Source organism: Anaerovibrio sp. (assembly GCF_045637405.1).
Lineage (GTDB): Bacteria > Bacillota > Negativicutes > Selenomonadales > Selenomonadaceae > Anaerovibrio.
The window spans coordinates 1-14,465 of sequence record NZ_JAZTZI010000017.1 but is presented as its reverse complement, the minus strand read 5'-3'; the positions used below and the strand labels follow the sequence as shown (position 1 = coordinate 14,465).

Annotated in this window: 11 protein-coding genes and 1 pseudogene; all 12 read right to left on the bottom strand. The window is 39.6% G+C overall.

What is annotated here, in order from left to right; translation table 11 throughout:
* Positions 1-97: 97 nt before the first annotated feature.
* Entirely contained in the window at positions 98-385 is a 288-nt protein-coding gene (locus ACKI5G_RS01305) for a nucleotidyltransferase family protein (RefSeq protein WP_027397404.1), read from the bottom strand.
* 10 nt (positions 386-395) lie between these two features.
* On the bottom strand, positions 396-827 hold the full coding sequence (locus ACKI5G_RS01300) for an HI0074 family nucleotidyltransferase substrate-binding subunit (protein WP_407396898.1): 432 nt from the start codon (positions 825-827) through the stop codon (positions 396-398).
* Positions 828-1,277: 450 nt separating this feature from the next.
* Positions 1,278-1,997: an ATP-binding protein gene (locus ACKI5G_RS01295; protein WP_407396896.1), complete on the bottom strand. Its 720-nt coding sequence runs from the start codon at positions 1,995-1,997 to the stop codon at positions 1,278-1,280.
* Entirely contained in the window at positions 1,990-2,598 is a 609-nt protein-coding gene (locus ACKI5G_RS01290; RefSeq protein WP_407396894.1) for a helix-turn-helix domain-containing protein, read from the bottom strand. Before ACKI5G_RS01290 ends, ACKI5G_RS01295 begins: the two co-directional genes overlap by 8 nt.
* 350 nt (positions 2,599-2,948) lie before the next feature.
* Positions 2,949-4,307: an ATP-binding protein gene (locus ACKI5G_RS01285; protein WP_407396892.1), complete on the bottom strand. Its 1,359-nt coding sequence runs from the start codon at positions 4,305-4,307 to the stop codon at positions 2,949-2,951.
* A gap of 217 nt (positions 4,308-4,524) precedes the next feature.
* A complete protein-coding gene (locus tag ACKI5G_RS01280) occupies positions 4,525-5,667 on the bottom strand; it encodes a phosphatidylserine decarboxylase (RefSeq protein WP_407396890.1) in 1,143 nt (380 codons plus the stop codon).
* A gap of 191 nt (positions 5,668-5,858) precedes the next feature.
* Positions 5,859-7,166, bottom strand: coding sequence for an ATP-binding protein (locus tag ACKI5G_RS01275; protein WP_407396888.1), 1,308 nt, complete (start codon positions 7,164-7,166; stop codon positions 5,859-5,861).
* A 413-nt stretch (positions 7,167-7,579) separates the two neighbouring features.
* Entirely contained in the window at positions 7,580-8,449 is an 870-nt protein-coding gene (locus ACKI5G_RS01270; RefSeq protein ID WP_407396886.1) for a nucleotidyl transferase AbiEii/AbiGii toxin family protein, read from the bottom strand.
* Positions 8,450-8,453: 4 nt separating this feature from the next.
* Positions 8,454-9,038, bottom strand: coding sequence for a hypothetical protein (locus tag ACKI5G_RS01265; protein WP_407396884.1), 585 nt, complete (start codon positions 9,036-9,038; stop codon positions 8,454-8,456).
* A 70-nt stretch (positions 9,039-9,108) separates the two neighbouring features.
* Entirely contained in the window at positions 9,109-12,027 is a 2,919-nt protein-coding gene (locus tag ACKI5G_RS01260; RefSeq protein WP_407396882.1) for a flagellin, read from the bottom strand.
* Positions 12,028-12,091: 64 nt separating this feature from the next.
* Entirely contained in the window at positions 12,092-13,882 is a 1,791-nt protein-coding gene (locus tag ACKI5G_RS01255; RefSeq protein ID WP_407396880.1) for a flagellinolysin, read from the bottom strand.
* Positions 13,883-13,963: 81 nt separating this feature from the next.
* A pseudogene (locus ACKI5G_RS01250) lies at positions 13,964-14,465 on the bottom strand (alanine--glyoxylate aminotransferase family protein); the annotation flags it as partial.

Genomic DNA, 14,465 nt, shown 5'->3' with positions numbered 1-14,465 from the left:
AGCCTTATAGCAGGGAGATAGTGTAACACATAACGATCACATTTTCGTCATTAAAACTACTGAACCACACTCGTACAGCAGTATATTTCTGCACGTATCATTCTTCGTATAGCACAACTCCGTCCCTCTTTATCGACTCCAGTAAGTCCTCGTTACATGGCTCATCCAAATCCACCACATCAAACATCAATAACGTAGGGACTATGTCAGATTCATCAACATCCAGAGTAAAGCGGACTCTATCTCCGCCGGATATGGCCAAATCAATATCGCTGCGCTCCCAATTATCACCACGGGCGCGACTGCCAAATAAAATCACCTTTTTTACTCCACATTTCCTGGCAAGCTCTATTATTTTATCCTTAACCTTTTCAGGCAAATTCATTGCCGGCACCTCACAACCAATTTTCAATCAACTCTTGACGTAGTTTTTCAAACATAACTATAAATTTGCTCTGGGTGTCTTTTATTATGGACAAGGCTATTTCATCACTATAGGAATGCACCACATTATTTCGTGCCCTTAACGCCGCACTCCAAAGCTCTTCATCATCAATCATTTCAGCCTGAAAGGCAAGCTTAATTATGGCATTAGGTGAACCTAATTTCCGTTCTCCATAACCATTAAATTCCAACCGCTCCTTCATAGCCTTCCATGCCTGTTCAAAACAAATCTCAAACAAAGACACCATTCCAGCCTCAGTAATGGCATCATAGGGTGGTGTTTTTCCTTCAATTGTTTTTAAATTATCCAATGCTTTAAGGAAATTACAAACTTTTTTATGAATATCCGATTGCAAATCAACCATTTGCTTTTCTTCAAACATATATTTTCCCTTTCATCCAGTTCACTATACACTGTCTAGCTCCATTATATCTGGATCTTTTTTCAATTATACCGATTTATGGAAATAATATAGCTTACGGCCCATTTTTCCAAAGAAATCAGCAAGTAAAATCTCAAAAAGAACTCTATTTTATCCTAATAAAGCGACAAGACTTTTTCAATGGACTTTTATGATAATATTGCGACTCTTTAAAACGACTTTTATGCCAATAAGGTGATTTTTATAAAACTTCACCAAATTCCGTACCCAAATCATACGAGTTAAGGCATTCGACATTTTGAGGATTACGGCTAAAATAGAATTCACTTATATTAATGATTGTAACCATGCCAGGTAAAGAACCAGCATTATCGACAATGCCTACCATTTCTTAGCATAGTTTGAATTATTGGATTCCTTGCAATAGAATTTACTGCAACATTAATAATATTATTTTACCTCCCAATGCCCGCTATATCCTTGCCCTATATAACGAATCTGTGGCATTTTCTTTATCTCTCGCCCTATGGTCTTCATACTAACTTTTAGTGCTTTTGCCATCTCTGCCCGCGTAACTTTTGGATTCTCCTGAATCATATTTAAAATTGTTTCAGCATAATTACTTTTTTCGCCATCTTGAGGGACATCTTGAGGGACATCTACATCCTGAGAGGTAGCCTCATACATCGATAAATCTTTTCCCCAGTTTCTATTACGCAATTCAGCATAAAGCATAAATTCACGCTGTTTATATACGGGCTCTGGAAGGCCAGCCGCTTCCATATCCCGATAAATTCTATCAACGCCTTCACCAAACTCCTTAACAAAATCATACTCGTTAAGGTATTCAACAATTTGAGGATTACGACTAAAATGGAATTCCCTTATATTATTAATTGTAACCATGCCAGGTAAAACACCTGGACTTTCCACAACAAAATGGTCATCAAACATCTTCACCTGAATATCAGTGCCTTTAACACTATAATCCCGATGGGCAATTGCATTTACCAGCAACTCGGTCCAGCAAAACTCTGGCAATTCTGGTACAGTAGTAAAAACTGCACCCTTTCCCAGCTTGGTGTATTCCCTAATCTGCGTTTTTACAAAAGCTATTGCATCACGAACCTGCTCAAGTATCTTACCAGAAAATTTTACATCTTTAAGCACCAGAAACCTTATCTTCACCATCCACAGTGATGATAAAGTCATTGTTATGACGCAGGTAGAACTCAGCATTCCCCTTTGTATAACCAATCTTTCTGATATATTGATCAACAAAAGGCATATCTATGTCAGAAATGCTTGCAGACGCAACAGGCTGATTTTCAAAATATTTCACACCTTTTGCGTATACTAACTGAAGGCGCTGCTCAAAATTAAGTTTCTTACTTTTATCTCCGACTCGCATAAACACTTCATCTGCTTGATTTGCTATTACCTGTGCAGATGGCAATATATGCATTACCAACACATGATTTACACGGCCATTCGTATCACAAGCCTCTATGGTTTTATTTTCTACCATCACAGACGGTACACAATAATCAAATGGAACTCTTAGTAATTCATTGACATTTTTCTCATGCTCATCAATACCGGTTATGGTTCCATCATCTTCAATACCTACAACTAGATATCCACCGTCAGCATTAGCCATAGCCACAACAGGGATTGCAAAATCTTTGGCAGCTATTCTCGCTGATTTTCTGTCAACTACTTGTTTTTCGGTTGAATACTGTAAATCTTGTATATCATTTGGATCAAACATAAAAAGCTGCTCCTCGTTAAATTCCTATTGGTTAATGACAAAACTGGCATGCCAGGTCTGAATATAAAATCTTGGTACCATTAAGCAATTCTTTTCCGAACCTTTTTTCCCGAACATCTTCCGAATCTTTACCGTCCGTTTTCCGATTCTTCCACGTACTATGGTCAAGCTGTTACCCATCGTAATAATTTAAATTAAATAACTTAAAATATAGTGTCTCATCGCCAATCATCACATTAACTATAATAAGCCCTTTGCCATCGATTTCTTCGAATGATATTTTAAACTTCGGTATCGAAATATCTTTCCTTATAGAATTCTATCATCCTCTGGCGTACTCCTGCAAAATATCAGAGACACATCGTCATATAAGGCGGTATACAAATTATTCCATCATTAACTATCAGGTTTCTTGGATGAATTACGTAGCATTCGCCTATACGGTTTTGATATTTTTCTCTAAAACGTTTCAAAGAATTCGCCTGATACCTTTTTCCGGACTTTACCTCAATAGGATACATTTTGTACTTCATTTTGCTGTTATTCGAAATAATGAAATCTATTTCCATATCATTTCTGTGTTTTCCATTAGAATAATGGGTATAAAAATATAATTTATGACCATTAGCCGTAAGCATTTGCGCTATCGCATTTTCATAAAGCATCCCCGAATTAATCGAAAGCTTGTCATTTAGAATCTGATTATATACCTCATCTTCAAGAAGCTCATTTTCATTAAATGCATGGCTTAGCAAAAGGCCTGTATCTCCCATATAGCATTTCACATAGGTACGAACCTCATTAATTGCCAACCCGACATTAGGGTCGTTGCATAAAAAACACTCATTGGAAATCATAGAATCCGACAGCCAGAAAAAAGTGTCACTATACTGCTCTGCATAGCTTCCCTCAACTATATTCTTGAATACCACTCGTTTTTCATGCTGCGATAAAAGGCCTGGTATCTGGTCGAAAATCGCCAACACTTTGCTTCGGTATGCAGATTTAATTTTCATAATATCGTTACGGTATAGTTTTAAAATATCTCTTTTTTCAATGTCCGCCGCAGTAAAATCTTTGCCTTGTGACACAAAAAGAACCACTGGCTTTGGCATTCCACCAATTAGAAGATATTGTTTAAATAGAAGCATCGCCTTGTTGTGCATTCCCCTATCCAGTGGAACCTTTTGTTCAAAACAAGTCCTTATATACTGAATTAATGGTTCCTCACCTAATGCCCAGGCAAATTCCTCCAAATCCAAAGGATACATTTTTATGCTTCTTTCCTCGGACGGAATTACTATATCCTTAACATTTTCCTTTACGGAAATTAATGATCCCGTTTCAATATAATCATATCTGCCATCAGCCACCAAATATTTAATTGCCGCCCTAGCTCGTGGAAACATTTGAACTTCATCAAAAATAAACAATGTATCACGATTATGTAATTTTACGCCAAAATGCGTGGAAAGCATCATAAACAGTGTATCCAAATCGCTCAAATACTTATTAAAATATCCCTCTACCGTTTTATCTTGTTTGGCAAAATCAATAAGCACATAGCTACTATATTCATTTTTGCCAAATTCTTCACATATTGTCGACTTCCCTATTCGCCTGGCACCTTCAATCAGTATTGCCTTTGTGCCTCTGGTCTCTTTCTTCCAAGTAAGCAATTTTTCATATATTTTGCGTTTTAAAACCATGCTCTCCTCCAATTATACGCATATAATTGAATTATCATTTCTCTGATTATACGCAGTTTATCACGTTATTTGATTATACGCAAGTATATAATCCATATAATAACTTATTATACATACGTAAATATCATAGTGCGCCCATGCTGGGCGCACCACGAACAGCGGAGGGCGCAGATGCCCCCCCGCTGTTTCAATGAGCCACTGGTTAGACCTTATCCGTTTATTTACCCAAAAATCTCCCATATTCTTCCCTACAGAGTACATGACGATAACCTGCGGAATAACCGCCTTTTTCACCTTTACCTACAGACAGTTTAAAACCGGATTTGCCTTCAAACAGCATTACACAGTCGGAACCGCCGAATAAGAAATAGCCCAGCTCGTCCCCTTTTTTCACTTTTGTCCCAGGCTTTATGGTTTCAATAAAATTAACACTGGAAACCTGCCCCATCCCCACTGGAATAGCGGCCACCATTCCATAAGCTGTCTTTATAAGGACACAGCCTCTTGTTTCCACACTTTGCCATGAAAGGGAATTTGATTCCAAAACATACAACTCTTTATCCTTGTCCCAATAAACAATTCCTCCAACCGCATTGGCATAAGGAATTTTATATACTGCTTCAACGACTCCAGACACAGGGAAATGATATCTGTGATAATCATCATAATTTAGATATGTATGTGTCAATATTCCGTTGTGAAATAATTTCGCGTACTCAGCTCCCGGCTCTCCCAGCAGCTGCTCAACAGACACAAAAGTGGAATCCTTAATTATTACACCGTCTTCCCTTTTAATAGGATCGGCGTAGAACCTTCCGGATTCATCGATATTCCACACGCCCTGGGGAAGGGAATCCGCAGGTGAAACAACAACCCTATCGTCGTTAGGTTCGGCAATCGGACGGGCATTTCCATTTGACAGCTTTCTGGAGAAAAATTCGTTGAATGAATGCCAGTTATCCGGTGATTCATACCACCCCTTATCAAGATTCCAGGATCGATCACGAAGAAGCATATCCAAGTATTCCTGTTTCCACGATGCTTCTGAATCCAGGAAATCCCGCCATGTATTGTTGTACTCTGTCAACCACGTATATATTGGTTCAAGGTACTCTACAGACGGATAGAACAGCTCTTTGTCCTTAAGCTCTTCCAGTGGTTGATCCAAAAGCCAGTACACATAGAGGATGCTTTGATCACATTTTGTGGAAAAGCTTCCGTATCGTTCCTCTGGCAAGATATTCCAAGGCATACAGGTTACTGTATAGTCCAGGAAAACATAGAGCTCATTCAAAGATTGTACTGGATTGGTTTTCCTGTCCGGATTGATAATTGATGCCTGTTTAATAGACTTTTCCACCAATATGCGTATATCAGATTATCTAATATCTGCTCAATTATACCTTGTTCTATACAATTCTATCATCCTCCAGCGTAATCCTGCAAAAACAAGATAATTCTTTCCAGCTACGGTAATTTTGGGCAAAAGAAAACTGCTGCACATTTGTACAGCAGTTCTATAGCAATTCTTTTGTTTAACCATAAAAGATATCATTTTATAAATCTCAGTAAAAAATCTGCAATACCTATTATAGTAAATCCATTTTCATCGTATGTTTCGCTAATCGGCTTATTTATAACCAAGACCTTCTTAATCTGATCATTCAATTTTAAATATGGCCTTATTTCACGGTCTCTGGTATCCGCATTAGAAATATCCGCAGTAACTTGAATGTAATATGCCCTGCGCCCCTTGGTGGCATAGAAGTCCACTTCATTGTTCTTCCTTATTGATTTATGATTTGCATCTTTTTCTACGGTATCAAACGCCCCTACATTTACAGAATAACCATGGTAACATAGTTCATTGTAAACAATGTTCTCAAGCATCTGTCCTTCATCTGGAAATGCAAAGTTTAGTCTGGCATTACGCAGGCCAGTGTCACAAAAATAATACTTTCTTAAGGCTCCGATCTCTTTTCTTCCCTTCAAATCATATCTTTTTGCTTCTCTTATCAAAAATGCATCTTTGAAATAGCCTATATATTTTTCTACTGTAGCCTTATCTATTTTTTCATGCCTAACACTGGCAAATGTATTGGCAATTTTTTCAGCATTTAACAACGAACCAGTGGATGAACTTATAATATTGCACAATTCATCCAAGGCCTCTCCCTTATTCAGCTGGTTTCTCTCAACAATATCGCTGAAATATGTTGTAAAAAACAAGTTCTTTAAGTATTCTTTTCGTTCGTCTTCTATCTTCAATACAGCCAACGGCATACCGCCAAACTGCATGTAAGTATATATTGAATCTGTTGGCGAACCTCCTATGTAGCCATGATATTCCTCAAAAGATAAAGGGGACAAGTTTATATTAGTGGCCTTATCTCTAAACTCGGTGACAATATCAGAGGACAACATCTTTGAATTAGAACCTGTCACATAAAGGTCGATATTCTTTTCCCGTGAAAGTCCTAATACCACATCTACAAATGAAATAGTTTCCGAATCCTTAGCACCAGCAAGAACATGCACGCCACCAGTAAGATTAGGATTAACAATTGAGTAAACTTTCTGTATTTCATCAATAAAAACATAATAAGTATCTCTATCGGCACACTTTGCCCTAATATACGTTCCTAATTCCAAGGGATCACGATATCTGGCATTTTGGTCGTCATCAAGTTCTAATATAATTATTCTTTTTTCAGGCACATTTTTAGATAGAAGATATTCCCTGAATATTTCTTTTAAAAGAAATGATTTTCCGCAACGCCTTATACCAGTTATTACCTTTGGGAAGCCGTTATTTTGTGAATTAATTAGTTGATTTAGATATTTGTCTCTCTTTATCATACAATCTCCTAAAATGTAGAATTCTACAGTTTTGCTGATTGTATTTTATCATTATATCCTACAATAATTCAATAAAAATGTAGAAATCTACAATTTTTGTGTTTTTCATGAAAAATTCTATCATCCTGTATAGTTTCATTAGCTTCCCGTGACCAAAAATAAATGCGATAACCGAATAATTCACCCCACGTCGGCAATAATCTCACCATCCTCGCGGGCTATTTCCCAAATCAATGGACTATTATTTTTGACAAAAACTGTAAGTTTTATTAATTCATCTTCAGTAAACCCCATGCATTTTGTACATACTACACCCGGCAATAAAAATTCAGCCTGGTCAAACCCTTTTTCAGTAGGACGCTCCATATGAACAATAATACTTTCACCGTTTGTAAAGGACGAATTTATGTCAATTATACCGACTCAATATGCTCAGACAAAGCTTTAAAAAAGTCTTCACTCCATAATTTGAGTTTCTCATCAGCCTTAATAAATTTTCTTACATCCTGTCCAGCCTGCTCATAATCAACAGAAGCAAATCGTTCTGCCAGCATTCCCTTCAATACCTGCAGAGTTAATGTATCATTACTATCCCAATGCCCTGTCTGTTCCATTCTTTTCTGCAAATGATATAGATTCACCTTTATTCTATTGGTTATATACCATACAAAATCATAAAAGTCACGACCCTTTACCCTATTTTTCCAATTTCTGCACAGAACTGCGTGCAGTTTCCCAGCGAATAGAGACGGCGAATCATATAAACGCACCATAAAAGGAACCGGACGGAGACCATATTTCTTTTCAAATGTAGCCCCCTCTGGAGGATTGGTGTCTATCTCAACTTTAATCTTAACCTGCTCATGTGGGTCGATCCCGGGGAATCTCCGTTCTTCCCTATCCCATATCGTGACCAATTGAATCAGGGTTTCACCTTTTATAAACGCAGACTGCACATCAGATTGTCTTGACTTAATCTTCTCAGATACCGACATTTCCAAGCCATGGCTGGCCAAAGCTTCCTCCATGTAAGAAAGATACTTCTCCAAAGAAAAGCTTTGATTTGCCTCAGATAATGAAAAATCCATATCCTCCGAAAAACGATCCAATCCATAAAAAATTCTAAGGGCAGTCCCTCCATAGAAAGCAGCCTTTTGAAAGAAATTACTCCGACTCAGCCCATAAAGTGCTATCTCCTGAACAATCTCCTTTAAGGCATTACGATAATCTTCAGCAGTCTGTGGATTATATAACTTCATGTACTCGTCTAAAAGTGTATCCACCGATTCAACCCCTCTTCTCCAATAATGCAGACAACAACTTCAAATTACGCCGCCTATATCTTGGAACCAAATACTGCATATCCTGATAATTTAGCCTCCCAAAAATCTCCTCATCAATACGCAAATCTTCAAACAACATGCCCTCTAAAGCCTTTTTACTGTATACCGGAGGTTGGATATAAAGCATATCACATATAGCCTTCTCTGGGGATGCTATAGCATAAAATATGCCATTCTCCTCTGCCAAGCGGACTCCCAGAGGATATGCTGCTGCCGGGATATCCCGATATTCAAAAACGCCAAAATCATTTTTATATGTTTTGGAACGATTCTTTTTAAAAGTGGCAGAAGTGCAAGCATAAACCCGCTCAGGAATCAATCCATATCTGGACAATGCTGTCTCAAAAGAAATATAGGAAGGACCATATATGACCCCCGCCAATAAATATGAAGAAATATTCCGTGTGGTAGCATATAGTCCACGCCGTAAACGAAAAAGACTCCCCTCCTGAACCATTCGCTTGATTTTCATATCAGGATTGGCATACTTGGAAAGGGAATCTAATAAGTCAGATGTTGTTCTAAACATAACGATTTCCTCCACTAACTACAATTATATGATAGTTAGTGGAGGAAATCAATTTAAAATCTCCGCTAGTTTATTGCAACAAGCTCAATACATTACTGCTGTTTTGATTTGATTGGCTAAGCATGGTCTGGCCGGACTGAGCAAGTATCTGGGCTGTAGCCAGTTCCAATGAGCTCTTGGCCATATCTGCATCACGGATAACAGACTCAGCAGATGTGGTGCTTTCCTGATCCGTAATAATATTAGCTTCTGCGTGCTCCATATGGACAATCTGGGCACCGATTAAGGTATTGGCATCAATCAGGTACTGAAGCCCTTTGTCTAAAGTTCCTTCCACCTTCGGCGGGCCATCGGTCCCCAGGAGCTCCTCCCGTTTTTCACTGGTAAGAACGCTGTAATCGTCCAAAGAATAGCTGCCCACCTTGTAGCCAAAGATATGGTCCATGGTGGTCTGAGGAATCCGTACATGGATATTAGCACTGGATCGGTCAGTATGGTGGATAACCAAATCATTTACATAGACATAGCGCTTATCCTGTACCACATTATCCAGAACCCCATCGGCAATCTTGGCCCCTTTTTCCTGGCGATCTAAATATCTGCTATCATTCAATACAGTATATCGCCGGCTATCATAAATTGTAATACTGCCATTTTCGTAATCTGCCGCAACATGGAAAAAGTGCCTATAATAATTGGTAAGCCAATCCTCCAAGCCCTGCGGATTCTTATTGCCATCTCCTTCATAAATGGTCTTAACCAACGATTTAACATCAGTAACATCAGACACATCCACCACAAAGGTCTTTATATCCAATGACTCAGTACCGCTGGTTGGTCGGTCATCATCCTCTGGATTAATGCCATTTACAAACTGCACATTTACCCACTGTGCAGAGTCCGTAGCACAATAAAATCTTATACCCTTGCCATCAAGAGCAGAGGCAATATCTCCATCAGATACCCCCTTGGAATTAAAAGCACTGGCAAAATCAACAGTATACGAACGCAAACCGCCTTCTTTAAAAATTACAGATTGGTTATTACCGACAGTACCAGGCTGACTGGCATTTATTTGAACACCTGTTATTTCATCAGCCCCATTCTTGATTGGTGTAGCTGAAGAACCCAGTTTAGAAGTTATCAAATTGGCAAAAGCCTCAGAAACAGTCTTGCCCGATTCCACGCTTGCCCGTATTGAGTTCAAATCAATGGTGTTAGAGCCATTTATCTTGGATATACTTTCCAAAGCGGGGGCTTTTCCCGAATCAATAAACTCATAATTGGTGGAATTGTAACTACGGGAAAAGGCTTTTCCTACCATACTTTCTATTAGTTCCTCCGCTTTATTTGCATCAGATGTATTGTAGCCTGACAAATCCCAATCCCAATGAGCCGTATCGCCATCAGCAGCATTTTTATGATTGGTAATCCCCGAAAGGGAAGATGTTGCTGTATAGTAATCCGGTGTACTAGTAGCCGTTGAACCAGCTACCGAGTCCGTAATACCATAGCTGTTCCCGGAAGCCCCGGCATAATTGGATGTGAATGTTACAGTACCACCAGATAACTTCACTGTCATACCTGCCAGACTTCTGCTGCCAGAATAGTCCTTGCCTACAGTCCAATAGCCATTAGCTGTATCATTCTGAAAGCCACTATTGCCATCTACAAAAACCAGATACGCCGTGCTGTAAGACGGATAACTACTTGACAATGTAATACCTGAGCCACTCGGTACACCGCTCAAGCTCTTACTTGCAGTAGCTTGCACCGCATCCTTATCCTTGACATACTTTTGCTCTGTTTGGTCAGTTTCCGGATTGGTCCATGGAACATAATGTCCGACCTCATCCGCACCACCACTTAGTCTAAAATTTCCCCAACCGGTGGCTGGAGCCGCAGTCCGATTCACACCAGCATTATAATCGCCACCCGAAAGAGTAGTACCAGCAACATTATAGTAGCTTGTGCTGTTATAGTAGGTCTTATTATCATACGTGCTATCAGGTGCTTTGGTAGTAAGGGTAACTTTCTCTCCACTTACTTCAGCCTTATAATAGCTTCCTAAATCACTACTAATTTTGTTGGCAATGGCCGAAGCTACCTGACTGTTTGTCATGCCAGAAATGTTTATTTCATAGGCGTTACCACTATTTTTATAATTTTTGCTGGTATCAGTAGTAAGTACATAGGTAATAGTTCCATAACGATATCTGACATAAAAGGATGTATTATCTAAGCCAGCATTATTTAAACCAGTCAAATCGATATCAATAGTATTCGGTGTATTTTCAGAGCCACCATGAAGTTTTGACTCGGTAGCAGTGGTTGTCGCAGCCGTGTCATACCCCGTTATAGTAGTTGCACTAACCGTTTTTAAGTTGTACCCATCATAAGGCACATTATCTGAGGCACTGCCAAAAGTATCAAATGATCCCACTAACGGATTACCATATTTATCATGATCTAATGTATCAAAAATATTAGGAATCAAATCTAAACTGTCACTGTCCTCAACCATCTCAGCATGGTCAAGCACCACCCAGCTTTTAACCGTTTCCTGGACAGTATTGCCCAGCAACAGTAGTTTTTTATTAAAGGTCGTTTCCGCTGCAATGTCGTTTATCTCATCATAATACTGGGATATTTCCTTTTGGATAATCGCCCTATCCACATCGGTATTGGTATCATTATGCGCGTCAATAACCTTCGCCTTAATAGTGCGAAGGAGATTGATCTGGCTCTGAATAGCCCCCTCTGCAGTACGAAGCATAGAAGCACCATTCTTTACATTGGCTTCATCCTGCCCTAAAGCCCTGAGGCGCACCCGCATTTTCTCAGAGATTGCTAAACCGGAAGCATCATCCCCGGCATTGTGGATCTTTTCACCTAGGGCCAGTTGTCCCGACGCTTTATCCTTCTTTTTTGTATTCTTGTGCAATTCTCCAAGAATCATATTTGACGAAATATTGTTGACAATTCCCATTTGTTGACCCCCCAATAATGAAAACACAAACAGAAATCTTACTCAAATAACGCCTTACTAAATATTATTGGAGTAGACTAAGTACTGCTGACGAATTCTGATTTGCCTGACTAAGCATGGACTGAGCCGCCTGTAACAATACATTATTCTTGGCGTAGCCAGTCATTTCCTTTGCCATATCACTGTCTCTTATTACGCTTTCTGCCGAAGTTACATTCTCCGAAGCCGTAATAATATTCGCATCGGTATATTCAAGACGGCTGCTCAATGCACCTATCTTTGTAAGCTGATTAAGTGCCCGTTCAATGGATTTATCAAGCTGAGCAATAGCATTTTCTGCATCCCCTTGAGTCTTAACACTGAGATTTTTGCCATCCTTATCCTGAAGGCCAAGGGCCTGGGCATCCACATTGGAAAATACAGCGTGTATATTCTGAGCTGCCTTGGTGCCTATCTGGAAGAACAGGCCACCACGAATATCCATATACTCCATTGGCCATTTTACCTCAAGACCATTTATAAAAGTGGAATCACTATCTGGATTTGTCCAGAATTTTACAGAACCGCCCTCTGGCACCACTGACTCAGCGGTCTTGTTGACACGACTAACACCAGCATCACGGCCTGTGATGGCACCAGTATCCTCGTTTGGCAGTATAATATCACAATAATCCTTTAAGAATTTGGTTCCATCCCCGGCTGCTGCCTCATCAGCAGCCATCTGAGTTTTCATTGCCTGAAAGCTTTTATATTTCCCTTGTGTTGCACTACTTACCGCCGCATCGATACGCTCTGTAGTCATGGCCCCGTTACCACCGGACAATGATTCCATGAAATTACTTAAAACGTGCTCTGCAGTGAAGCCACTCTGGGCCGCCATGTAGCGAAACATTACATAGCCAGCAGCATAAGTATCGTTACCTTCCGCTGAGGTACTTGTTGTGAGCTTCGAAGAAATCTCCTTATTATTCGCCAAATTTTGAATTCTGGTTCCACGCTCATCATCTATACCATGGATAACCTCTGCAGAACCTTCCTTTATGCAGGCGTATAAACCACCAAAGCCCTCAATATTAGCTGACATTGTCGCATGAGTCATTTCATGGGCAATAGTACGGTCCAAATAGCCAGCCCCTGGTGTTGTAGTAGAGCCATTCACGTCGCCATCCACCAGATTTTTATAGTAGCTCATGTTAACGGTCATCTCCAGCTTGCTGGTTTTATTCCCTGTAAAATAAGAAGTAACCCACGCCAAGGCATTTGCCTGATCACCACTTGTTACTTCTTCAAATTTTACTGTCATTTCCTTCACACTAGGATCGCCTTTTTCAAAGCTAAGCCCCGTAGACCGGGCAATCAAATCCAGGCTGTTCCCAATCCACTCAGTATTGAGAGCTGCCATAATTGTCTGTTCCTTGCTATAAGTATGATCAGCCGCTCCGTCAAATAAATACTTTCCATTAAAGGTCACGAGAGAATTATCATTGAGCTGATCAATCTGCTGATCAATATCCTTTTGAATAATTGCTCTATCTGCATCAGTATTTGTATCATTAGCCGCATCAATGGCTTTTTCCTTCATGGTGCGCATAATGGCAACAGAATTAGCCAATACACCATCAGCTACTTTAAGAAGGCTCTGAGCATTCTGGGCATTTTGACTATCCTGATCCAAGCTACGAATTTGTGACCGCATTTTTTCAGAAATACTATATTCAGACGCACCGTCACCGGCACTGTTTATCTTCATGCCAGAGGACAGCTTTTCAAGACTTTTCCCTAAAGCCTTACTGTTTTTCGTGGTCTCACCCAATATGGTCATTGCCGCTATGTTATTGTTGATAACCATTGCCATAATAATCACCTATTCCACACTCTGCCAACAACGCTAATACACTTTAATTTATTAATCGTAAAAAATAGCTTTCCTCTAAAGTCATATTTCCTTTATTGCCGCTTTCATTTTTCCAATCAGCATATCATTATCTTCCTTGCCGGTCTGACCGATATGAGCTATCCGCAAGGAATAGTCGGCCATTTTCCCGCCCGTAGGATTTACAAAAATATCGTACTTATCCTTTAATAATTCAAAGACCTTGTAGGCAATCGGCTCTTTGAAAATAATCGGCGTTATGGCATTGGATAGTGGAAAATCCGGCAAGGACACAGGTAGCTCCTTTATTTTTTCCCGAAAATCTGCCGCCACATCAGCAATATGTTTCAAGTGATTATCCAAACCAATGCGCTCTATCATTTTCAGGGAAGTGGATAGCTCAATACAAATACCCACTGCCGGGGTATAGGGAGTCTGGCCCCGCTCAAAATTTTTGAAGTAGTCCTTAAAATCAAAATACAGGGACCGAATATCACTTTTCATAACACGCTCTTCAATGATGCCCTTACTAAGCACTACCATAGACAGGCCTGGTGAAATGCAG